General features: G+C 50.7%; 23 protein-coding genes. 14 read left to right on the top strand and 9 right to left on the bottom strand.

Translation table 11 applies throughout. The features are described from left to right. Window positions 1-37 precede the first annotated feature (37 nt). The 7 genes from ACNA05_RS12015 (at window position 38) to ACNA05_RS11985 (ending at window position 9,048) form a co-directional block, all read left to right on the top strand. Window positions 38-838, top strand: a complete 801-nt coding sequence (locus ACNA05_RS12015; protein WP_415811741.1) for a 1-acyl-sn-glycerol-3-phosphate acyltransferase — start codon at window positions 38-40, stop codon at window positions 836-838. Window positions 839-877: 39 nt separating this feature from the next. Further along, on the top strand, window positions 878-1,864 hold the full coding sequence (locus tag ACNA05_RS12010) for a DUF3034 family protein (RefSeq protein ID WP_415811740.1): 987 nt from the start codon (window positions 878-880) through the stop codon (window positions 1,862-1,864). Between the two features lies 1 nt (window position 1,865). Next, complete coding sequence (locus ACNA05_RS12005; RefSeq protein ID WP_415811739.1) at window positions 1,866-2,312, top strand: group I truncated hemoglobin; 447 nt, start codon at window positions 1,866-1,868, stop codon at window positions 2,310-2,312. 83 nt (window positions 2,313-2,395) lie between these two features. Then, entirely contained in the window at window positions 2,396-4,234 is a 1,839-nt protein-coding gene (locus ACNA05_RS12000) for a sensor histidine kinase (protein ID WP_415811738.1), read from the top strand. 183 nt (window positions 4,235-4,417) lie between these two features. After that, window positions 4,418-6,253 (top strand): sensor histidine kinase, encoded by a 1,836-nt coding sequence (locus tag ACNA05_RS11995; protein WP_415811737.1) that lies wholly within the window; start codon window positions 4,418-4,420, stop codon window positions 6,251-6,253. Beyond that, on the top strand, window positions 6,250-6,582 hold the full coding sequence (locus tag ACNA05_RS11990) for a cupredoxin domain-containing protein (RefSeq protein ID WP_415811736.1): 333 nt from the start codon (window positions 6,250-6,252) through the stop codon (window positions 6,580-6,582). Before ACNA05_RS11995 ends, ACNA05_RS11990 begins: the two co-directional genes overlap by 4 nt. 333 nt (window positions 6,583-6,915) lie before the next feature. After that, complete coding sequence (locus ACNA05_RS11985) at window positions 6,916-9,048, top strand: sodium-translocating pyrophosphatase (protein WP_415811735.1); 2,133 nt, start codon at window positions 6,916-6,918, stop codon at window positions 9,046-9,048. Between the two features lie 349 nt (window positions 9,049-9,397). On the opposite strand, the gene ACNA05_RS11980 is transcribed toward ACNA05_RS11985, so the two are convergent. The 5 genes from ACNA05_RS11980 to ACNA05_RS11960 all read right to left on the bottom strand — a co-directional run bounded on the left by ACNA05_RS11980 (window position 9,398) and on the right by ACNA05_RS11960 (window position 12,461). Then, window positions 9,398-10,369: an alpha/beta fold hydrolase gene (locus ACNA05_RS11980; protein ID WP_415811734.1), complete on the bottom strand. Its 972-nt coding sequence runs from the start codon at window positions 10,367-10,369 to the stop codon at window positions 9,398-9,400. A gap of 35 nt (window positions 10,370-10,404) precedes the next feature. Continuing rightward, window positions 10,405-10,599, bottom strand: coding sequence for a helix-turn-helix transcriptional regulator (locus ACNA05_RS11975; protein WP_415811733.1), 195 nt, complete (start codon window positions 10,597-10,599; stop codon window positions 10,405-10,407). Continuing rightward, a complete protein-coding gene (locus tag ACNA05_RS11970; protein ID WP_415811732.1) occupies window positions 10,596-10,976 on the bottom strand; it encodes a hypothetical protein in 381 nt (126 codons plus the stop codon). Before ACNA05_RS11970 ends, ACNA05_RS11975 begins: the two co-directional genes overlap by 4 nt. Window positions 10,977-11,099: 123 nt before the next feature. After that, a complete protein-coding gene (locus ACNA05_RS11965) occupies window positions 11,100-11,858 on the bottom strand; it encodes a pirin family protein (protein ID WP_415811731.1) in 759 nt (252 codons plus the stop codon). 9 nt (window positions 11,859-11,867) lie between these two features. Continuing rightward, window positions 11,868-12,461 carry an FMN-dependent NADH-azoreductase gene (locus ACNA05_RS11960; protein ID WP_415811780.1) on the bottom strand — a complete coding sequence of 198 codons (594 nt, stop codon included), beginning with the start codon at window positions 12,459-12,461 and terminating at the stop codon, window positions 11,868-11,870. A 91-nt stretch (window positions 12,462-12,552) separates the two neighbouring features. Between ACNA05_RS11960 and ACNA05_RS11955 the strand changes: the two genes are divergently transcribed. The 6 genes from ACNA05_RS11955 to ACNA05_RS11930 all read left to right on the top strand — a co-directional run bounded on the left by ACNA05_RS11955 (window position 12,553) and on the right by ACNA05_RS11930 (window position 17,757). Continuing rightward, the gene (locus ACNA05_RS11955) at window positions 12,553-13,464 is read left to right on the top strand and encodes a LysR family transcriptional regulator (RefSeq protein WP_415811730.1); all 912 of its coding nucleotides are present in this window, start codon (window positions 12,553-12,555) and stop codon (window positions 13,462-13,464) included. A gap of 67 nt (window positions 13,465-13,531) precedes the next feature. Then, window positions 13,532-14,014 (top strand): hypothetical protein, encoded by a 483-nt coding sequence (locus tag ACNA05_RS11950; protein ID WP_415811729.1) that lies wholly within the window; start codon window positions 13,532-13,534, stop codon window positions 14,012-14,014. 112 nt (window positions 14,015-14,126) lie between these two features. After that, a complete protein-coding gene (locus ACNA05_RS11945; RefSeq protein ID WP_415811728.1) occupies window positions 14,127-14,744 on the top strand; it encodes a CC0125/CC1285 family lipoprotein in 618 nt (205 codons plus the stop codon). A gap of 195 nt (window positions 14,745-14,939) precedes the next feature. Then, entirely contained in the window at window positions 14,940-15,122 is a 183-nt protein-coding gene (locus ACNA05_RS11940; RefSeq protein ID WP_415811727.1) for a hypothetical protein, read from the top strand. A 14-nt stretch (window positions 15,123-15,136) separates the two neighbouring features. Beyond that, the gene (locus ACNA05_RS11935) at window positions 15,137-17,239 is read left to right on the top strand and encodes a TonB-dependent receptor (protein WP_415811726.1); all 2,103 of its coding nucleotides are present in this window, start codon (window positions 15,137-15,139) and stop codon (window positions 17,237-17,239) included. A 176-nt stretch (window positions 17,240-17,415) separates the two neighbouring features. Then, a complete protein-coding gene (locus tag ACNA05_RS11930) occupies window positions 17,416-17,757 on the top strand; it encodes a DUF6481 family protein (RefSeq protein WP_415811725.1) in 342 nt (113 codons plus the stop codon). A 69-nt stretch (window positions 17,758-17,826) separates the two neighbouring features. On the opposite strand, the gene ACNA05_RS11925 is transcribed toward ACNA05_RS11930, so the two are convergent. From ACNA05_RS11925 to ACNA05_RS11915, 3 genes are all read right to left on the bottom strand, one after another. Continuing rightward, window positions 17,827-19,266, bottom strand: a complete 1,440-nt coding sequence (locus ACNA05_RS11925) for a cryptochrome/photolyase family protein (RefSeq protein WP_415811724.1) — start codon at window positions 19,264-19,266, stop codon at window positions 17,827-17,829. 96 nt (window positions 19,267-19,362) lie between these two features. Beyond that, window positions 19,363-20,037 (bottom strand): LolA family protein, encoded by a 675-nt coding sequence (locus ACNA05_RS11920; RefSeq protein ID WP_415811723.1) that lies wholly within the window; start codon window positions 20,035-20,037, stop codon window positions 19,363-19,365. A gap of 114 nt (window positions 20,038-20,151) precedes the next feature. Further along, window positions 20,152-21,138 (bottom strand): adenosine kinase, encoded by a 987-nt coding sequence (locus ACNA05_RS11915; RefSeq protein ID WP_415811722.1) that lies wholly within the window; start codon window positions 21,136-21,138, stop codon window positions 20,152-20,154. Window positions 21,139-21,254: 116 nt separating this feature from the next. Between ACNA05_RS11915 and ACNA05_RS11910 the strand changes: the two genes are divergently transcribed. Beyond that, window positions 21,255-22,184, top strand: coding sequence for an ATP-grasp domain-containing protein (locus ACNA05_RS11910; protein WP_415811721.1), 930 nt, complete (start codon window positions 21,255-21,257; stop codon window positions 22,182-22,184). 5 nt (window positions 22,185-22,189) lie between these two features. On the opposite strand, the gene ACNA05_RS11905 is transcribed toward ACNA05_RS11910, so the two are convergent. Further along, window positions 22,190-22,969, bottom strand: a complete 780-nt coding sequence (locus ACNA05_RS11905; protein WP_415811720.1) for a DMT family transporter — start codon at window positions 22,967-22,969, stop codon at window positions 22,190-22,192. Between the last annotated feature and the right edge of the window lie 387 nt (window positions 22,970-23,356).

The raw sequence follows: 23,356 nt of genomic DNA, 5'->3' as shown, positions 1-23,356 counted from the left end.
CTTTTTATTTTGCCTTATATCGTCTTTATAGGCCCTCATGCATATTGTGGAAGAATTGATTGCCGAACGCGCGCCACATCTTATGGCCCGCCCCCGCCTGTTCCGGGCGGTGCGCCCTGCGCTCTACCGAATGTTGGCCTATGACGCCGCCGTGTTTCTGGCCGACACTGTACGCCATTTGACAGGGCGGGAGGCTTTTAAACGTGTAGCCAACCATATCAGTCCACGGACAGCCGTCAGAGGGCTGAGCCGCATTCCAAAAGAAGGGCGCTGCGTGATTATTTCCAATCACCCGACAGGATTGGCCGATGGCTTGGCAGTGTTTCAGGCCATTCGGGATCGCCGTCCCGATCACTGTTTTCTGGCCAATGCCGACGCGCTGCGCGTTATTCCCAAAGGCGAAGATATTATAATTCCCGTTGAGTGGGTCAAAGATAAGCGAAGCCATGCCAAAACGCGTGAAACCTTATTGTTGATGAAGCAGGCCCTCGAAGCTGAGCGCTGTATTGTAATTTTCCCGAGCGGCCGTTTGGCTAAAATGTCTTGGACGGGGTTAGAAGAACATGATTGGGAAAGCTCTGCGGCGATGGTCGCCCGCAAATATAACGCCCCGATCATTCCTCTGAATATCAAAGCGAGGAACTCTACGCTGTATTATCTCTTTTCGAAACTCAACGCTGAGTTGAGGGACATCACCCTCTTTCACGAATTGTTGAACAAAAAGGGTAAAACCTTCCGTTTGACCTTTGGCGAGGCTCTGGATCCGAAAGCCCTATCTAAAAATGCCGAAAAAGCCACGCAAACCATCAGGTCTATTGTTTTGCGGCTTAGAGGTTAGATGTAAAAGCTAAGCCTTTAACGGATAAACTTCGCCGCTTTGACTGAGCTTTACGCAGCGTTATTCAATGAAATATTAAGGTCTTTTTGTGATTTTGCACTTCTAAATGGATTGGTCGGGGATGGCTGGTCGCCGATTGAAGAGTGGGAAATGCTTCAAAAGACGATTGTGATAGGGTTTGCGGCGCTTGCTCTGGGCGCCTGCTCGGCTGCGCCGTCCATAAAGCCGGACCAAGGCCGCCTTCTGGCCACAGGCGCGGTCAGTCAGGTCGAAGGCTCTGCCGGGTCAGGGCTGACAAACTGGGCCGTTATCTCCGGGTATGGCAGCAACACGTCCTGGGGTGGAAACACGCATTACACCCAAGTCGAACTTCCGGATTTTCAACTCAGAAGCTACGGCGCGTCTGTCGGAATTAAAAACCGGGTTGAGCTGTCTTATGCCCGTCAGGATTTTGATCTCGGCGATACAGGCCCCAAGCTGGGGCTCCGCGATGGATATACTTTCTCGCAGGATATTATCGGGGCCAAGGTGCGAGTCATAGGCGACGCGGTCTATGATCAGGATAGCTGGCTTCCGCAAATATCTGTCGGCGCTCAATATAAAAAGAACCAAAACTCGGATTTGATTGCCGCTTTGGGCGCTCAGGATGATGAAGGCGTCGATGTCTACGTCTCGGGAACCAAGCTGCTTTTAAACAATGGTCTTATCCTGACCGGCACAGCGCGCGGGACGAAAGCCAACCAACTCGGCCTACTCGGCTTTGGCGGCGATCAGTCGGACAATTACCAACTCGAATTTGAAGGCTCTGCGGCCTATATGTTTAATAAACATCTGGCTGTCGGGGTCGATTACCGTACCAAGCCTGATAATTTGGGGTTTGCCGAAGAAAACGACGGGGCCGCCGCTTATGTCGCTTGGTTTCCGAGCAAGAACATTTCCCTCACAGCCGCTTATGTCGATCTCGGCGACATTGCGCTTCAGGAAAACCAGAGCGGGGCTTATGGCTCCATTCAGATAGGATTTTAAGATGTTGAAATTCCGAAATACCCTTACGGCCATATGCGCGATTTCTTTTGTAATTCTTGCCCCCCTATCGGCCTCGGCAGATGAGACCACGCTTTATGACAAGCTAGGCGGGCATGACGGCGTGACAGATATTATTTCCGACATGCTTGATTATTCACTGAGCAATCCGCGCATTTCTCATATATTTGATAACTCCAACATCCCAAGGCTTCAGAACCTCCTGGTCGAACACATCTGCAGCCTAACAGATGGCGGATGCGTTTATACCGGACAGGATATGGATAAATCACATGCAGGGCTAGGAATAGATAACCGGCATTTCAACGCACTTGTCGAGGATCTGCAAAAAGCAATGGACGACAATGACATTCCATTTCGTACTCAGAATAAACTTCTCGCCATATTGGCCCCAATGCATGACGACATCACGAAATATTCTGATTACTGAGAGATGGACAGGATGAAGTGCTAAATAACGCTTTCAGAGTTCTAATATCCGTTCGGTCAAAGTTGTTTTTCAGCTTTCTGACTATGGTTGTCTTATTGGCTCTGCTGGGCGGTTATGCCTTTCACTCTATTTCTACGACTGGGGCCGTTGTCAAAAACACCTTTGACCGCCCGCTTATGGCCATTAACTACGCGCGTTCTGCCGGGCAGACCTTCACCCAGATGGAACTTGACCTTGTCAGTGGATCAGAGCCAGAGGTTTTAGCCGAGGGGCTTGAGACATTTTTGAGCGATTTATCTGTTGCGAAAGAGCGCTCTATTTCAGACCGTTCTGAAAGTTTTTTTACGGATGTCGAGACGCTAACGGAACGCTGGGCGAAAATTTCGATGTTGAATCCGGCTCTGCTAAGCGTATCCCAGCGGGCGGAACAGGCCAGACTGGCAGCTGAAATTGAAGATAATCTCGATATTATTGTTGAATTGCAAACCAATGAGAGTTTCCGCAACCGGGAATCCGCTTTGGAAGGGGTCGGAAAGGTTGAACGTTATTCCCTCATGGCGACAGGGCTTGCGCTGGCTCTTTCTATTCTTTTGTCCAGTTGGCTGGGCCTGACCATTATTCGTCCGCTGAAGTCTGCCGCTCTAGCTGCGCGGAAAATTTCCGCCGGGGACCTAAATACTAAAATCCCTGAGGGCGGTGATGACGAGACCGGGGCTCTGCTTAAAACGCTGAGCTCCATGCAGGATAACATTCGCGGGCGAATGGACCGCGAGCAATCAGCGCGAGAGCTGGCTCAGACCCGATTGGCGGAATCCCTTGAAAACTCCAAAGACGCCATCGTGCTGACCGATGCGTCCGGACGGATAATTGTGGCAAATAATCAGGTCGAGACTATGTTTCCGGACCTGGACGGAGTCGACATTATGAACATGGCTTTGGAGACTTTGTTTAACCGCCGCGGCGTACCGAAAGATATTCCTCATATTTATGATGAGCTTCACCACGAAATCCGATTTGATGACGGACGCTGGGCGCGAATTAACGCGTCTGACACCGAAGAAGGCGGACGTTTGATAATCTGGACAGATATTACGGCCGCTAAAAAAGACCACCAAAGCCTGATGATCGCCAAGGAACAAGCCGAAGCCGCCAACCGGGCCAAAACGCTTTTCCTCGCCGCGATGAGCCATGAGCTGCGCACGCCGCTTAATGCGGTTATCGGATTTGCCGATGTCATGACCATGCAACATCAACAATCAGGCGGTGACCCGAAACAACTCGAAATGTGTCAAATCATTTCCAAGAATGGCGATCAGCTTTTAAAAATTGTTCAGGACGTGCTCAACATTGCCGATACGGAAAACCCGGAAATATTATCGGCGAATTTGGAAACAGTTGATCTGAAAGAGGTTGTCGTTTTTTGCTTGAAAACAATTGCTTCTGAAATGCAGCCGAAACGCTTGCGGGTTATTTGGGATGCGCAAATGGATCCGGTTAAAGTCAGGGGCGACCGCGTGAGACTTCAGCAGGCGGTTCTCAATCTTTTGTCCAACGCCGTAAAATTCAACAATGAAGGCGGCCGCATTAAAGTCGATATTCGTCTTCAACCTGATAATTCCGTCGCTATTGACGTTATTGATGACGGCATCGGAATTAAATCCGAGAATCTTACACGGATGATTGAACCCTTTGAGCAAGCCGATAACAGCTATTCAAGACGGTATGAAGGCGCAGGACTTGGTCTGTCCGTTGTCCAAAAAATTATGAAACTTCATAAGGGGCAATTACGTCTACGCTCTTCTTTTGGCAAAGGCACTTGCGCCACGCTTATTCTGCCAGAAGCCCTCCCTTATAATCAGCTTGGGCCGGAAACCGAGTATTCCGAAAGTGTTAACCCCTCTCATATAGAGTCCGCCGCATAACCTAAGATTGTTTTTATAGCTCAGTCTTCGGAGCCATCTCTTTGAGGCGTTAATAGGACTTACCAATGACGAATACAAATCCACACCTTGCGACGAAGAAGCGCCGGAAATTCTAAGGTGCTGAATAACGCTTTTAGAGTTTTAGCATCCGTCCGCGCAAAACTGTTTTTTGTTTTTTTAACGATGGCAACCTTACTGGCTCTATTGGGCGGCTATGCCTTTCACGCCATTTCCACCACCGGCGCTGTGGTGGAATATACTTATGACCGCCCTCTTATGGCGATTAATTATGCCCGCGCCGCCGGGCAAACCTTTGCCCAAATGGAACGTGATTTATACAATGGCGTAGAGAAAAAAACTTTAGAAAATCGCCTTGAAGTCTTTCAAAGTGACCTCGTAGTTGCGCGAGAACGATCTATATCCGAACGCGCGACCAGTCATTTTGAGCGAGTGGAGACGCTATCAAGTGAGTGGGCAGTAACTTTCCTCTCAAACCAGGAAGAGCTGAGTGTGGCTGCGCGGCAAAAACAAGCGACGCTTTCGCTACAAATTGAAGAGGAACTCGATACTATAATTGAGCTTCAAGCCAATGAAAGTTTCAGAAACCGAGAAAGCGCCGTAAAGGGCATAGGTAAGGTGGAGCGCTACTCTCTCATAGCTACGGGGCTTGCCCTAACTCTGTCTGTTCTCCTTGCCAGTTGGCTCAGCGTCACCATCATAAAACCGCTCAAAGCCGCCGCTCAAGCGGCACGGAAAATTTCCGCTGGAGACCTGAACACGCATATCCCGAAAGGCGGAGAGGACGAAACCGGGGCGTTGCTGAAAACACTCCGCTCTATGCAAGATAGCGTGCGCGGCCGTGTCGATCTTGAACAAACGGCGCGAGCGCTTGCGCAAACCCGGCTGGTTGAATCCTTGGAAAACTCCAAAGACGCTGTTATTCTAACCGATGCTGATGAACGGATTATTGTCGTTAATAATCAGGTGCGGAGCCTATTTCCCGAGCTACAAGGCGCAAACTTGTTAAACGCGGACCTTCAGACCTATTTTCACCGAAGCGGAGTCCCGAAACATATTCCGCATATTTACGATGAAGATCAAAATGAAATCCGGTCTGCGGATGGGCGTTGGGCCCATATCAACGCGTTTGATACGGCGGAAGGCGGACGCTTGATTCTTTGGACGGATATTACCTCGGCCAAAAAAGCTCATCAAAATTTGACGATTTCCAAGGACGAAACCGAAGCGGCCCACGCTAAAACTCTCTTCTTGGCGGCCATGAGCCATGAACTCTTAACCCCGCTAAATGCTGTCATCGGCTTTGCAGATGCTATGGCGATGCATCATCAGCGAAGCGGACGAGCCTCCAAACAACTCGAAATGTGTCAGATTATCTCGCGAAACGGGGAACAGGTTTTGAAAATTGTTCAAGACGTTCTGAATGTTGCCGATACGGCTAATACAAAAATCCTGTCAGCCAACCAGGAAGTTGTCGACTTGAAAGAAGTTGTAACGTTTTGCTTAAAAACTATCGCTAAGGACATGCAACCAAAACAATTACGCCTTATTTGGAATAGCCATATGGCCCCGGTCAAAGTTCGTGGAGACCGCATCCACTTACAACAGGCCGTTCTTCATCTTCTATCTAACGCCGTTAAGTTCAATGATGTTGGCGGACGTATTAAGGTCGACATCCGCCTTTGCCCCGACAATTCCGTTGCTCTTGATGTTATTGATGACGGCATCGGAATAAAACCCGAAGACCTTGCCCGGATGGTTGAACCGTTTGAGCAAGCCGATAAAAGCTATTCACGGCGGTATGAAGGCGCCGGACTCGGTCTATCGGTCGTACAGAAAATTATGTCCTTTCACAGCGGGGAGTTACGTCTTCGATCTGCCTTCGGCAAAGGCACCTGCGCCACCCTCCTCCTGGCAAAGGTCTATATTCAAAACGCCGCTCAGTCAGGCTCAACAGATTCCGAGAATATTAACGACTCTTCTATAACCTCGGCTGCATGAAACTAAAACTCTCTCATGCTATTTGCCTTGTCAGCGTCATCGCCTTCCCTGTTGGAGTTCTCGCGCAGGCCAATAGTGACATCGTCATTTCACAAAAAAAGAGAACATACGCCCCCGGCCAAGTGACTATTCAGGCCGGACAATCCCTGAAGATTATCAATGACGACATTTTCCTGCATCACGCATTTGTTGATTCTGACGAAATGGATTTCGATTCCGGCTCTATGGAAGAAGGTGAAACCAGAACTGTGCAGTTTGACAAGCGCGGAAAGTTTCAGGTGAAATGTGCCATTCACCCTAAAATGAATCTGGACGTCACTGTCGAATAGACTGAAATTCCGGCTCCAAAACGTTGATTTTGATGGCTTGTTATAGTCTCGGATCTGTCACCAAACTGTTTTGAAACATCCCTTGACGCCACCTTAACACTTTGCAACAAACTTCCTACGCGAAGGGAAGCGTCCGAATAAGATCTAGTTGATAGCATCGGGGCGGACGGCCAACTTCACACTCGCGAGGGGAAGCGTGTCCCGCCTAAGCCCGATAAGAGGCTACGGTTTTTGACACGGCCAACTTCATAACATTGCCGGACCAACCTGCGACCAAATATGGCGCGAGGGGACATCTATTTTGGCACCCGGCGAAAGCAAAGGGAGGTTGTTATGACACTCTATTTAATTCTCGCAGCGGGCTTGCTCGCTGTTCTCTACGGTTTTGTGACCCGTGCCGGGCTCATGAAAGCCTCCACAGGCACGGAGCGCATGAATGAAATCGCAGGCGCGATTCAGGAAGGCGCGAAGGCCTATCTCAACAAACAATATAAAACGATTGCTATTGTCGGCGTTGTCGTCGCTATTCTGCTTTTCATTCTGTTCCGCAACTGGATTGCCCCTGTCGGCTTTATCCTCGGCGCAGTTCTCTCCGGCGCGGCCGGGTATATCGGCATGCTCGTCTCTGTTCAGGCCAATGTAAGGACAACAGAAGCCTCCCGTAGCTCTCTGGGCGCAGGCCTTAAGGTCGCCTTCAAAGCGGGCGCCATTACAGGTATGCTCGTGGCTGGCCTAGCTCTGCTTGGCATTGCCGGATTCTTCTGGCTTCTCACCGAAGCGCTGGGAATTTCATATGACTCCCGCGACGTGATCGACGGTCTTATCTCGCTTTCACTCGGCGCGTCTCTGATTTCCGTCTTTGCCCGTCTCGGCGGCGGTATCTTCACCAAAGGCGCGGATGTCGGCGGTGACCTGGTCGGGAAGGTCGAAGCCGGAATTCCGGAAGACGACCCCCGCAACCCTGCCACCATCGCGGATAATGTCGGCGATAACGTTGGTGACTGCGCCGGTATGGCCGCGGATTTGTTCGAGACATATGTTGTGACACTTGCTGCAACGATGGTTCTCGCCGCAATTTTATTCGCCGGAGATGCCTTGGGCGTCCTTCGCCGCGATATGATGATGTTGCCGCTGGCAATTGGCGGGGTCTGTATTGTGACCTCAATTATCGGCACGTTCTTCGTGAAACTTTCCAAAGGGTCAGAGAATGTCATGGGCGCGCTTTATAAGGGCCTGATTGTGACGGGCGTTTTATCCGCCGCCGCCATTGCCTGCGTCATCTATGTGATGCTTGGATTCGGCGAGATAAGAGGGTCAGACACTTTAGCGAACCCAGCCGGATTCTCCGGAATGGATCTGTTGGTTTGCTCAGTGATCGGACTACTTATCACGGGCCTTATCGTGATGATTACGGAGTTTTATACGGGCACGAAATATCGCCCGGTTAAATCCGTGGCCGAGGCGTCAGAATCTGGACACGGCACGAACGTTATTCAAGGCCTCGCAGTTTCTATGGAAGCGACCGCTGTTCCGGCTTTGATTATTATTGCCGGCATCATCGCCACTTACTCGCTTGGCGGACTGTTCGGGATCGCGATTGCGGTTACAGCCATGCTCGGCGTGGCCGGTATGATTGTCGCGCTCGACGCGTTCGGCCCTGTCACCGACAATGCCGGCGGCATTGCGGAAATGGCGGAGCTTGATCCGGAAGTGCGCAATACAACGGACGCTCTCGATGCGGTGGGAAATACAACCAAAGCGGTGACGAAAGGCTACGCGATTGGCTCCGCCGGTCTCGGCGCGCTCGTCCTGTTTGCGGCCTATACCCAAGACATCGCGTTCTTCTCCGCACAACCAGGTAACCCTCTCACAGGCGCGGTTGCCGATTTCAGCCTGACCAATCCTTATGTCGTGGTCGGTCTGTTGTTTGGCGGTCTTCTTCCTTACCTCTTTGGAGCGTGGGCGATGCAGTCTGTGGGACGCGCGGCCGCCTCTATTGTCGAGGAAGTACGGCGTCAGTTTAAATCCGACCCGGGCATTATGAAGGGCACTAGCCGTCCGGATTATGCCAAGGCCGTTGACCTGCTGACGGGCGCAGCGATTAAGGAAATGATCAAGCCTTCGCTTCTTCCGATCCTGTCGCCTATTGCCTTATTCTTCGCTGTACAGCTCGTCGGCGGAACGGAGAATGCATTGGCGTCGCTTGGCGCTATGCTCATGGGCGTGATCGTAACAGGTCTCTTCGTGGCTCTTTCCATGACCGCCGGCGGCGGCGCGTGGGATAATGCCAAGAAATATATCGAAGACGGAAATCACGGCGGTAAGGGCTCCGAAGCTCACAAAGCCGCGGTGACGGGCGATACAGTCGGCGATCCTTACAAGGACACAGCCGGCCCCGCCGTCAATCCGATGATCAAAATTACAAACATTATTGCAATTTTGCTCTTGGCAGTGCTCGCCCATTGATTTAACAAAAATGTCATAAAGACAGTCTCGCAAAGACGAGGGGAGAACGCCCCGCTTTTTCGGAAGCGGGGTTTTATTTTGGTTGGGACTCCTCTCTGGTTCCGCGTATGCAAATATGAATTTGTTATTAGAGGGTCCTATGTTTCAAAAATCCGCGTTTCTTGGCCTATTTCCCTTGGCCCTCCTATTGTGTCTGTCACCAATAATCTTCGCGAGCGACATATCAGACCTCTCCAAAGGCGCTGTTATCGGGGTCTTTTTGGGTCTCGCCCTCCCTGCTCTGATAAAGGGCAAAAGAAAAGCCCGCTAACTTAATTAACGGGCTTCATTTATTTTTGTTTGCCTAACCTTAGTCAGACAGTTCGGCCTTTACCGCTTCATAAAAAGCGTCCGGCTGATCCAGCATGATGAAATGAAAACTGTCATTAATCACTTCAATATCGACATTAGGCGCCGCCTCATATTGCGCCTCATAGAGCGCTTGAACTTGGTCTTTCTCTGTCCCCATTTGTGGGTCAAAGGGCACTAAGACTGTTACGTCTTGGGTTAGGCTACCAATTTCCGTTCTTAAGTCGCTGCCCATTAGCTCGCCCATCATCGTCGCCACAGTAGCTTGGTCTGAGGTTTCGCCCCATTTCTTTAAAGCGGACAGTGACTCAGGCTTATTTGACATCCGGTTAAAGCTGGCCTGTTGCTGGGCATTGAATTGTTCGCGGGGTAATGATGCCAATTGTTGAGTCATTTGTTGAGCCATATTGGCCGCCATCTCTGGTGTGGCTTCGGGCATGTAGAGACCTGCGACATAAGGCAAGCTATCGACAATCACTAGCTCGTCTATAACGTTCGGATGATCCAGAGCGGCGCGCATTGCAACAAACCCGCCCAAAGAGTGACCCACAAGAACCGTATCGCTCCCGGTATCTTCGGCCAGATGCGCGGCAATATCATCGCCTATCTTCTCAGCCGAAATATCTGCGACAGGGTCAGCGCCGGCAAAGCCTGCAACCTGTACCACGCGCAGGTCATAATCCCCCATTGCTTCAACCGTTCCGTCCCACACATCATCGCTGGAAGCGAGTCCGGGGATTAAAACAACCGTTCTACCATCCGGGTTTCCGGCGCGGGTGACGGTAATGGACGACGCGGTCTGGGTGGCCTGTGACTGGTCTTCAGGCGCCTGGTCCTCCTCAGGGGACGTAATGGCCTCGGCCCGCTCTGCCTCAGTTACTCTGTCCGTATCCGTCGCGGGATCCGGGCTGCAGGCGACGAGAGCCCCCGCTAAAATAGTGCATAATATTGTCGAGTTTAAATAACGCATCATAAAATTTTCCTTTTTTAATTTACTTGTAAGCCGGGTTAAGGTTCCGGCGTGAATATCGTCTCTATTGAGGCGCCGAAAACTCGGCCAATTTTAAAGGCGAGGTCTAGGCTTGGGTCGTATTTTTCTCGCTCGATCGCGATGATTGACTGTCGCGACACGCCGAGTCTCTCCGCTAAATCTTGCTGCGACCAGCCCTGCTCTTTTCTCATTTCCTTCAAAGCGTTCTTCATTTGTAACGCCGGATAACAATTGGGAGGCAAATGCCCCACAGACCGACCAAGGCAGGCGTTACCCAAATCATGGGAATAGCGGGCCATCCGGCATTTTCTCCGAAGCCCCAGATGATAGCGGCGAGTCCCAGAATTAATGCCCCCAGAGCAAAAGCCTCGGAATGGATGCGCTGATAGAATTCATCCATTCGGCCATATTGGCGGATAATGGCCCAAAATCCGAGCAATAGAGGAAGGGTTGGCAAAAGTTCTAATACACCCCATCCGCCCTCAGGCCGGGTCGCCACCACGCCGAACAGGACAATGACATAGAGGACCATCGACCCTCCAAATTCGATAAAATACGGCCTCATATTATTTGACGTTTTCTTCGTCATGATATACCTCCTATTTGTAAAGCTACCTTTACATAAGAGGTTCGCGGAAAAATGTAAAGGGCGCTTTACATAAAAAAGACGCCGCTTTTTCAAACGGCGTCTATAAAATTTATTTTATGTTCTTTACCCCCACATATCGAAATAGATAAATTCCGCATCCACACCCTTGGTGAACTCAATCCGTCCGCCTTTTTTCACGGCGAGTCCGTCGCCGCGTCTCAGCGCTTGCCCGTTTACGGTCACCTCCCCGCGCGCGACTTGGATCCAGGCGCCGTGACCGTCTTTCAGAACGGTCTCGATGGACTGCTCTCCATCAAGTGTGGCGGCGTAGATATCCGCGTTGGATTTAATCCGCATTGAGTCGCCCCGTCCGTCATGGGAGAGAAACAGCGCGAGCTTTCCGTCTTTTTCCTCGGCCGTCAGATCCTTGGTTTCATAACGGGGCTCTTCGTTCTTTACCTTTGGCAGAAGCCAAATTTGTAAAAGATGAACCTGATCTGTTTCGCTCGGATTAAATTCGGAATGGCGCACGCCGGTGCCTGCGCTCATATATTGAACGCCGCCTGCAGAGACCGTGGAACCATTGCCCATGGAATCTTTGTGCGCGAGCGCGCCCTCGAGAATGTAAGAGAAAATCTCCATATTGTCGTGCGGATGCGTCGGGAAACCCTTCCCGCCGTCTATATAATCGTCATTGATAACGCGAAGCGGACCAAAGCCCATATGCGCCGGGTCGTGATATTGAGAAAATGAAAAACTATAAGAGGTTTTCAGCCAGCCATGGTCGGCTTTGCCGCGCTTCTCCGCTGGCCGCAAATGCAATCCGCCCGCCAGAGAAATTCCGTTTTCACGACTGTTGTCGGTTGAAATTTGCGTTGTCATAACAGTCTCCTAATCTAATTCTTCTATGGCTTTGAGAGCGCTCTCGATTTTCTTATCGGCGTCCTGGCCTAAGCCGTCAGCGGCAAGAAAGGTCACATCCGTAATACCTATAAATTTTAACGCATGACGCAGATAAGGCGTTGCGTAATCAATTTCGCTGCCCATCGGTGTCCCGCCCGAAGCCAACAATATAATGGCGCGTTTGCCCTCCAATAAACCAACAGGGCCGGATTCAGTATATTTGAACGTCAGTCCGGCGCGGGCGACCAAGTCTATCCAAGCCTTCAGCGCGGCGGGAATCCCGAAATTGTAAATGGGCGTCGATATCACGAGCGTATTCGCGGTTTCTAATTCGTCCACCAAAGAATCGGAGAACGCCAATTTAGTTTTCTGGTCATCCGTTCTTTTATCTGCTGGCGTGAAATTCGCGCCAATCCAGGACTCGTCAACAAAGGGCAAGCCTTCACTCAGATCCCGATTGTGAACTTGTACAGCGCCATTCGCCGCTAATTGATCGACAGTATGGCTCGCAAGTTTGCGGGAAATGGATCCTGACTTTCGTCCACTGGCATCCACTCTCAATATGTTTTCTATTTTTGTCATCATGTTTCCTTTCTGTGCGTCAGAGATAGGCTGTCACGCGAAACATGATTAGCGGCTTGTTATTCAATTCATTGTTGCGTAAATCAAAACAATGAGCCGTTATGAAGAGATTGAAGCCTTTGTGCGCACAATTGAGGCCGGAAGCTTTACTCAGGCCGCCAAACAGTTGGGTTTGTCCAAATCCGCGATAAGCCGCCGGCTCTCCGATCTGGAAGACCGCCTCGGCACGCAGCTTGTTCAAAGAACCACACGCAGCCTGTCTTTGACCGAGGCGGGCGATAGCTTGTTTCAAAGAGGAGTCGGATTGCTCGCGGATTGGAATGAGGCAGAGGCTGACGCGGCCTCAGAAAATTGCGCCTTGGCCGGACGCATTCGGCTCGCGGCGCCTTTATCTTTCGGTGTTCAATATCTTGGCCCTGCCATTCTTGATTTTCTGGAACTGCATCCAGATGTCGATTTTGATATCGATTTTAGCGACCGACAGATTGACCTGATTTCCGAAGGGGTTGATGTTGCCATTCGGATCGGGGAGTTAAACGATTCAACGATGGTAGCTCGAAAACTTGCCCCGGTGGAAATGCTTGCGGTGGCCAGTCCGGCTTACCTTGAAAAACAAGGTTATCCCAATCGCCCAAAAGATTTAATCGGCTTCAATGAATTGCGATACAGCAATAAAACACGGAAAAGCTGGGCCTATTCGGGGCCAAATGGCGAAACTGGGGAAGTGGAAATCCCTTCCTCTTTGAGAGCGAATAACGGGACCTTTTTGACCGAAGCCGCAATAGCGGGCCAGGGGATCACTATCAGCCCCTCATTCTTTCTATGTGAAGCCGTTCAATCAGGAAAACTGGAAATTGTCTTGCCCGACTATAGCTGGGCCGAGGTGACTGTCTATGCGGTTTACCCGCCGACGCGGCATCTCTCGCTTCGCGTTAGAACCTGGGTCGACTTTTTAGTAGAGCGCTTCAAAGGAACGCCGCCTTGGGCTATCGAAATCAATTAATTGGAAAGGCTGAGATAACGCGTTGTTTTAATTTGCACCCGCTGCCTTGCCCCGTCATATCAGACCTATGAATTCTGACCCGCTAACGCCCATTACTGATAGAGCTCCCGCCAAACGTGACACGGCACAATGCCCTGCCAGAGGTCGGCCCGCTGATCTTGTCGCTTGCGGCATTGCCTCCTGCGCCGCGCTTTCCGCCGCGATAACCTCTATTTTATTTTTTTTAGGCTTCGCGGCGAATGACAGTGTTTTGGCAGGATTGGTTTCAGCCTTTGCCTTTGCCGTTTTGCTGGGCGCCTTTGCGGTGGTTCCTGCCGTCATAACCGCCATGCTTGCTTGGCGGGGGTGGAAAGCCGGCCTGCGCCGCAAGAATGCGGTTTGGGTTGTTTTATTGATGGCGCCCTGGACGGCCTTATCGGTCATTGCCTTGCTCAATGCGCCGCTTTCCAAAATCCTCTCGGGCGGAGCTTTTCTCGCTTCCACGCTTCTTCTACTCTGGGCGATCATCAGCCTTATTCTGGGGCCGGGGCGGAACTTTGGGGCGAAATAACAGTTTAGTGATTTGAATACCTGCCGGTTCTGCTTATATTTTCAGCTCGCGTTCAGGGACGGAGCGCTATAATATAACCTAACTATCAGACGAGTCTGTAAGGAGTCCCGATATGCCATCTTTTAAAATTCTAATTCTTAGCGCCGCTTCAGCTGCCCTCATCGCTGGTTGCGCAACGTCTACGCCCTATCAGCCTGCCTCCGCTCCCGGAGCTTATGACGGGTTCTCTCAAACCATGATCGAAAATGACCGCGCCCGCATTACCTTTGGCGGGAATTCGTTGACCAGCCGCGAAACGGTTGAAAATTCTTTGCTTTACCGTGCCGCCGAAATGTCACTGGAACGTGGATTTGATTATTTTTCCCTTATGCAACGGGATACGGAAGAAAACACACGCGTTAGGGTTTCGCCCGGCCTGAGTTCCAGCCTATACGATCCTTACTTCGGATATAGCTTTTACCGCCCTGGTTTTGGGTGGAGTCGGAGTTACGCCTATTCCCGATTTGGCGGTTTCCGCCGCGGACGGGGATTTGGATATAGCGGCTTCCACAGCCGGTTCGACGATCCTTTCTTTAATGATTACGATGTCCGCGAAATTACGAAATACCGTGCGACCTCCGAAGTTCGCTTTGGCAAAGGCCCAACGCCCGATATGGATAATGCCTTCGACGCAAGGGAGGTCCTCAGGAACCTTTCCGAGGTTATCGATTTCCCGGAAGAGAACTCATAAGCCAATCTAAGCTGAACATTCGAACCGCCTCATTTGAGGCGGTTTTTTTATGTCCGCTAACTCAAGATTGCCTCCCATACACCTGACTGAGAAAAAACACTTTTAAGAATGATTTGCAGTTGCGCCGCGAGGAAACCTTGCCTATAGAGAAACAGTAAATGCGAATAGGTCGCAACTAGGCAGGGGAAGGTAAGCATGATTTTACAGCTAAGGTCCCAAACTCTCGCGACGCTATTGGCGAGAGATAGCGGATATGATCGTCAGGCGAAAGCAATCTTGCGCTCTGATGGCCTGGCCCAAAGCGACGCAAAATCGCCGCCGCCTTCCGAAACCGTATGCAACGACAGAACATCGTTAAATCACCCCAAAATTAAATAGAAATACCCCTTTCCATGAAATACTTCACAACTGGCTGCGCCGCGGCCCTGCTCTCGGCGCTTGCAACTCAGGCTTTAGCGCAGAGCTCTCCCACTCTTCCCGATGACGAAATCATTGTGAGAGGGCGCTATTTGTCAATCGACGAACTCAATTCTGTAAAAACCCCGACTCCGATTATTAATGTCCCCCAGAGTCTGTCTATTATTTCCAAGGACCAGATTCGGGATCAGGCTTTCACAAATTTCGGAGACATTTTGCGCTATACGCCCGGCCTGTCTATTAGCCAGGGAGAGGGCCACAGGGACGCCATCAACATCCGAGGTCAACAAACAACGGCCGACTTCTTCATCGACGGGGTTCGGGATGACGTGCAGTATTTTCGGCCTCTTTATAATATTGAGCAGGTTGAAATTCTTCGTGGGTCAAATGCGCTTTTATTCGGTCGCGGCGGCGCTGGCGGTATTATTAATCGCGTTACCAAATCCGGAAAAATTGGTGAGCAGTTTACAGACCTGACCACAAGCGTGGACACCTTCGGCGCTCATTCCGCCGCTTTGGACGCAAATTATACCATAAGCGAGACAGGCGCCCTTCGACTAAACGGGTTTTATGAGGGCTTAAATAATCACCGTGATTTTTTTGACGGAGAACGCTTCGGACTTAACCCGACCGGGCGTTTTGAATTAGGCCCGCAAACGCGTTTCGACCTATCTTATGAATATTTGGATGATGACCGCGTCGTTGACCGCGGCGTTCCTTCCCGGAATGTCGAAGGCGGTCCGGATGTCCCGCTAGAAGGATTCGACGAAACCTTTTTCGGCTCTCCGGATGAAAATTTCACAACCCTGCAAGCTCATATCTTACGTGCGCGCATGGAACATGACTTTTCAAACTCTTTGAGAGGTAACTTCACGGCTCAATATGCTGATTATGACAAGCTTTATCAAAATCTATATGCGAGCGAAGAAGTTATTTTAGAGGGCGGGACTATTTCTCAGGTAGAACTAGATGGCTATCAAGATACAACCCAGCGAGAAAATGTAATTCTTCAAGGCAATCTGGTCGGGGAATTTGAAACTGGAACTTTCAGCCATACTGTTCTTTTAGGCGCAGAATATACAAATCAGGACACCGCCAATGCGCGAAATGATAACGTTTTTGAGTTCAATAATGACGACTCCCTCGTCATTGATTTCACGGATCCGCTGAATATTCCTGCGTTTAGTTTTTCCAACCCCGCGCGCAGCCGAGCCTCCGAAGTGGAGACCCTATCAGTCTACGCGCAAAATCAAATTGATCTGACGGAGCAAATAAAACTGGTTCTCGGGGCGCGTTATGACAGCTTTGACATTCAGGCGACGGATATCCAGAGCGGAGATCAATTCCAACGCAAGGATGAAGAAATTACGCCTCGTTTGGGATTGATTTATAAGCCCGTCAAAAATGTATCTTTTTACGGAAGTTATAGTGAAACATTTCTGCCGCGCTCCGGCGATCAATTCCTGACACTTAATCTGGACACGGAAAGCACCCGACCGCAGTTCTTTAAAAATAAGGAAGCCGGTGCAAAATGGGATATCAATTCCGCTTTGAGTTTCACGACTGCAATTTTTGAACTTGATCGCGAAAGCTTCACTTCAATCGATCCGGAAAACCCAGATCAGGTTATTATTATTGACGGATCAGAGACTCGCGGGTTCGAGGTTCAACTCTCGGGAGACTTGACCGACCGCTGGTCCGTTCAGACAGGTTACGCTTATCTCGACGGAGAAGTGAATGTTGTCGACGGTTCAGGGTTTGACGGAAATGTCACGCGGCAAACACCCGAGAATATGTTCTCACTTTGGAATAACTTTCGGGTCAGCCAACAATTCGGCTTGGGCTTTGGAGTGACCTATCAAGACAGTTATTTTGTCCGGGAAGATAACACCGTTGAAGTGCCGGCCTACACCCGATTTGACGCGGCAGCATTTTATGATGTGTCAGAAACTCTGCGGTTGCAGGTAAATGTCGAAAACCTTTTCGACACAGACTACTTCCCGGCGGCGCACAGCAATGACAATATCTCGACCGGCAAGCCGCTCAATGCGCGCTTTACAGTCTCCAGCCGTTTTTAAGCGTAGCTCCACAAGTTTCCTAGCTCTATGGAAGGCTAACCTAAATGCACTCACCGCCCTCTCTTGAGGGGTGGTGGTGCGTCTTTTTTGCAGGGGGCTCTTGCTTTTTCGCAGTTTCGCCCCGATATAGCGGCCAAATCCAATTCCCTTATGAATATGTGAGATAAGCCACCCTTATGAGTATCCCCGGACAACAGAATTTTACTGACCGCCTGAAAGAACAACGTGAAGCCAAGCTGGCCATGTTGGAACGCGCCAAAGAAAAGCGCCTAGATCCCAAAGAAAAAGAACGCCTGATGAAGGAACGCGCCGAGCGGAATAAGCGCCGCGAAGAACGCGAAGCCAAGAAAGAGGCGGAACGCAAAGCCAGAGAAAAGCGCCTTGCAGAAGAAAAAGCGGAGAAGGAACGGAAAGCTAAAATCGCCGCTGAGGCAAAAGTGAAAGCTCAAGAAGAATTAAAGCGCGCTCAGAAAGCCCGCCGCGACGCCAAATACGCAGCGCGGAAAAAACGCAGATAAGTTGACTTTTATTTTGAAACTGAAAGACCCGCCTAATGGCGGGTTTTTTCTTGGCTAAATTCAAGCGCTTTATTCGCCCCGGCTTTCTTTATAGCGAGACAAGGCCCTTTCCCGCGCGTGTGTATGTTCGACAAGAGGTTCGGGGTAGGTTTCGCCGAGCGTTACGCCGGCTTTTTTAAGAATCTCTTTCGGCGCCTTCCACGGCGTTTGAATATATTTATTTGGGATATCTTTTAATTCCGGGACGAATTTCCGAACGTAATCCCCGTCCTCATCAAATTTTTCTCCTTGGCCAAATGGGTTAAATATCCGGAAGTAAGGCGCGGCGTCAGCGCCGCTCCCGGCAACCCATTGCCAGCTAGCCGAATTCGCCGCTGGATCAGCCTCTAATAATGTGTCCCAAAACCAGGCTTCACCGTCACGCCAGTCAATCAACAAGTGTTTGATGAGAAAGCTCGCCACCACCATGCGAACGCGGTTATGCATCCAGCCGGTTTGCCAGAGCTCTCGCATTCCCGCATCGACGAAAGGATAGCCTGTTTGTCCTTTCGTCCAAGCTTCAAAGGATTTTTTATCTGTGCGCCATTCGAAGTTATCAAAATCGGCTTTGTAATTTTTCTCCGCGAGTTTTGGATTGTGATACAGCAGGACATAGGAAAATTCGCGCCAGCCTATTTCAGACAGGAATTTATCTGCATCGTGTTTTCCGTCCCGCGCGGCCTGCCAAATCTGTTTTGGCGAGATTTCGCCCGCGGCCAGGTGAGGCGAAAGTCGGGAGGTTCCTGTTTCGTTGGAAGGAATATTTCGCGCGTCGGTATATTCTTTGATGGGGCCTTTCAGGAAGGAATTGAGCCTGTCCCTCGCCCCATTTTCTCCAGGGCTCCAATCCGTCATTACCTTTTCGTCCCAATCAAGGCTTTTTGGTAAGAGATCTAATTCGTCCTCTTTCAAATTTTTCTGAAACGGAATTAATTCATTCGGAGCTTTCAGCGGGGGGTTAGCGGCCATGCGGGGACCAATGACTTGGCTCGCGGCCCGCCAGTAAGGCGTGAAAACTTTATAATACCCTCCGGCTTGGGTTTCGACTTCCCACGGCTCAGTCAGCAGAGATCCGTTAAAGGTTTCGACCTCGATATCGCGGTCTTGAAGTGAGGCCTTAATATTGGAATCCCGCTCTATACCATCGGCTTCATATCGACGGTTCCAGAAAACAGCTTCTGCGCCGCTCTGCTTAATAACGTCGTCCAAAACAGCTTCGGCGGGTCCTTCGCGGAGCAGGAGCTTTCCACCTTTGTCGTGAATGGATTTGGAAAGTGAGTTCAAACTGTGATGCAGCCAGACTTTTTTTGCCGCCCCGTAAGGGCGCTCCAAGTCTGTCTCGTCGATATAAAGCAAGACAAGAGGCCGCTCTGTTTCCACCGCGGCCATCAGCGCGGGATTATCCGCCAAGCGAAGGTCGCGGCGAAACCAAACAATCGCCGGGGCGTCAGAAGTCTTTTCCTGTGTCATAAACATCCTTTCTCAAGAATGTTTACGCACAACCCCCACTCAATGTGTCGAAGTTTTTGAGATTTATTTCCACCCGATAAAGGGCGGTTAATTTAATTAGCGGCGATCGCGGCGGTTACTGTCTTCGCGCAGAATAAACAAACGCGGGTCCAGCCGGGCATTATAGCTCAGATCGGATAAGACAACACGGGTTTCACCGCCAAAGTCATCGGTAATTATCCATTCTTTTAGCGCCAGGTTTTGGGCGTCAAACACCATGGTAATCGCGCCGTCCATTTCGCCGGAGCCGTCTCTGGCTGTCACCCGCCAATTAGAGGCATTTTTCAACAAGCCCACGATCTGCGTATCCTCAGCCAGATTTAGATTCTCTTGGAGAAAATAGGATAAAGGCGTAGAGGTGAGAGGCACCCGGTCATAAGTTTGCAGGTCTTTGTCATGCTGAACCAACATCCCGTTATCTGCCACAATTAGCAGCGGATTAGGCGCGTCATACTCAAACCGCAAATTTTCAGGGCGGCTAAGATAAACTTTTCCGGTCGCGACGCTGCCGTCAGGTGAATATTGCTTGAAATTCCCGGTGAAAGTCGTCGTCGCATTCATAGCCCCGTCAATTCGGGCCAAATCGGCGCGAACATTGGCCGGATCAGTGAAAGCTGACTGACCCGGAGCCTGAGTCAATGGGTTGGCTTGACTGACCTGGGCGGCGCTTACGCCTGCCAGACCTGCCATGACCAATCCGGCAATGGCTGTACTTAAAAATAATTTTTTCATCTCGCGACTCCCTACGGATCGGGTTTGTTACCCTGTCTCTATAGGGATAGAGAGGTAAATCCAGCCTGAACAACACGCTCAAAAACATTACAAATGCGAGAGATTAAAGGGCCTCTACTCCGGTAACTCGACGCGTTTTTCCGGACGGGCGCCGAAATGCGAAATCACTTCCGCCGCCGCGAGAGAACCTAGGTATCCGGCTTTATCCCATGACAAACCTTTGGCGCGCCCGGCCAGAACGCCCGCGGCATATTGATCGCCTGCGCCTGTTGTATCCACCACTTTCTCGACGGGGGCCGCCGGAATTTCGTAACGGGTTCCGCTGTCTATGATCAGCGAGCCTTTTTCGCTTCGCGTCACGCAGAGCGTCAAACCCTCCCGCGCAAAGGCTTTGATCGCCGTGTCCAGATCATTAGCCTCTGCCAAAGCCATCATCTCATCTTCATTCGCGAAAAGAATGTTGACGTGATGATCCACCAGATGGGCAAAGCTGGCGCGGTGGCGACCCACACAAAAGCTGTCTGACAAGGTCAGCGCGACATTGCGGTCATTGGCTTGCGCGATCTCTGCGGCCTTTACGAAACCGGCTTTGGCGGATTCATCGTCGAACAGATATCCTTCCAGATAAATAGTCCCGGCGCGCTTGATTTCTTCTTCATTGATATCTTCCAAGCCAAATTCTGTGTTCGTCCCGAGGCAGGTACTCATGGTGCGTTGTCCATCAGGCGTAACAGCAATGAGGCATTGTCCACTGGGCGTACCGGTGGTGGAAGGTGTAGAGGAGAAGTGAAGACCGGCCTCGCGATAGCCTTCGGCCAGACGTGTGCCGACCCCGTCTTGGCCAATTTTGGCCAAATAAGCCGCGCTCACGCCCATCTTGGCGATTCCAACGACGGTGTTTCCAGCAGACCCGCCTGCGATTTCACGCGGCGCTTCAGAGCTTGAGTTGAAGGCTTTGCCCAATACGCGGACGCGATCATTGTCAATCAATGCCATGCTTCCCTTGTCCAGTCCGTGTTCCGACAGAAACGCGTCTTCCACGGGGACAAGGATATCCATCAAGGCGTTGCCAATTCCCAATACATCAAAATCAATACTCATGGTTTAAATCCTTTCGGGCGTCCCTATATGGTCAATATAAGAAAACGCTTATATCTTTCCGGCAATGCGCTATCGGATTAAGCCCAATTGTTCAATTCCTGATTGGATTTTTTAACATGACTAAAGCTTCCTTTTCCGTCGCTATTTTGGCGTCCGACAATATGATGCCTGGCGCCGATGAGGCCCGTAACGACCAATTCGAGCTTGAAGAGCAAATGGGTAAATTGCGCCCGGCTTTCGCAGCAGAAGGCCTAAATGTTGAATTGATGCCGTGGCGCGACGCCTCGGATCGCGCCGAAGAGTTTGACGCCATGCTGCCCCTTTTTGTGTGGGATTATTTCGAAGGGAATGAGGACACATTTTTGTCTGAAATGGCGAAAATCGATAGCCGAACAAAATTGCTGAACGGTTTTGACATTCTGAAATGGAATTCCAATAAATCCTATCTCGAGGAAATGTCTCGCGCGGGCGCACCCGTCATCCGGACGCTGCATGTCGAACGCGCGACCGAACGGGCAGTTAATGCCGCCTTTGAGACCTTGGAAACCGATAAACTCGTTATCAAACCGCAGGTTGGCGGCGGCGCCTGGCGCCAAGCACTTTACACCAAGGGAGACCCCTTTCCTGCGAAAGATAAGCTACCCCCCGAAGCCGCCATGATTCAAGCCTTTCTGCCAAGCGTCCAAAGCGAAGGCGAATATAGCTTCCTTTATTTCGGAGGGAAGTTCTCTCATGCTGTGCTCAAAAAACCCAAGGCCGGAGATTATCGCATCCAATCCATCTATGGCGGGAGCGAAGAAGCCTATACACCAACAAACCAAGAGCGTGAAACGACCCGAAACATTCTCAACAATCTTGACTTCACACCGCTTTATGCCCGGATTGACCTCCTACGCGGGCAGGATGATGGTCTAAAGCTCATCGAAATGGAGATGATCGAACCCTACCTCTACCTTAACTTTGCCGGCGGCGAAGAGGGAGAAAATAAAGGGGCGAAAACCTTTGCTGCTGCTTTGGCAAAACGGTTAAATCGGGCCGAGAGATAAATATATCAATTAATTTTGTGCAGCGCCTTTGACCGTGTCAGAGTCGCAGCAGCCACGCCGGACAGAATTAAGACTGACGCGGTTACAAATCGAAATGTCAGGGGCTCTGAGACAAATATAACGCCGCCAAAGGCGGCCAGAGCAGGAACTGTTAATTGCGCGATTCCGGCGCGAGTAACAGAGATATCTTTTAATACATGATACCAAAGCGCGTATCCCAACGCAGACGTAATAGCTCCGGACGCAATCGCTAATGCCCACCCCTTCGCGGTCGGAAGCGGCTCAGGCAACGCCCATAAAAGAGGTGTGCTCAGCACGATTAGAATTAAGCAGGCTTTGAAGAAATTCCCGCTCGTGCGCGCTGTTGGGTTTCCTGCGCCCTTGCCTAAAATAGAATAAGCCCCCCAACCAATTCCTGACATTGTCATGAGCAACGCGCCCGGAGCAGATGGCGCTTCTAATCCAGGGCTCAATAAATAAACCAATCCGGCAACAGCCAAAATAAATCCTGCCCATTGGAGGCCGTTTAGCCTTTCGCCTTGGGAAAAGCCCCACCCCAACATGGTGAGCTGTACAGCCGCGAAGAGGATAAGCGCCCCCGTACCCGTCGGCAATATCAGGTAGGCAAAGGAGAAAAAGACGGCATACACCAAAAGCGAGCCGGCGCCGATCCATGAGCCATTAGAAACACTCCGCTTAACTCCGGCCAGGCATAACAAAACCATGGCCCCTGAAACAATCCGGATGAGGGTATAACTCCACGCGCCGATATCATTCTCGGCCAAAGCCAATCTCCCCAGAACCGAATTCGCGGCAAATGCGATCAAAGTGAGTAAGGTCAGACATAAAAGTATGAGAGGGCGCGGCATGCCGGAGCAATAGCAGAGAAATTCCAGTTTGGCATTACACGATAAGGGGACTTGCGACGGATTATAGGGTCTGTATGAAAACACGTAGAGAGATGTTAAATAATTAGGAACGGTTAGCGCAGGGCTGCAGTAATTTCCTGATCCAGAGGAAAGAGGACATGTGGCGGACGAAAATATAAAACCCTTCCAGTCTCTCGGAAATTATGATTGGCCTAGCACCCCCGTCAATCACAACATCGACCGTTTAAAAGCCTCATACTAAACGCCTTCCAAAAGAAACGAAAAACGGCGGAATCGACTTGA

Origin of the sequence: Litorimonas haliclonae, from assembly GCF_965138505.1 — a bacterium.
Lineage (GTDB): Bacteria > Pseudomonadota > Alphaproteobacteria > Caulobacterales > Maricaulaceae > Litorimonas > Litorimonas haliclonae.
This window is presented reverse-complemented; position numbering and strand designations above follow the sequence as displayed.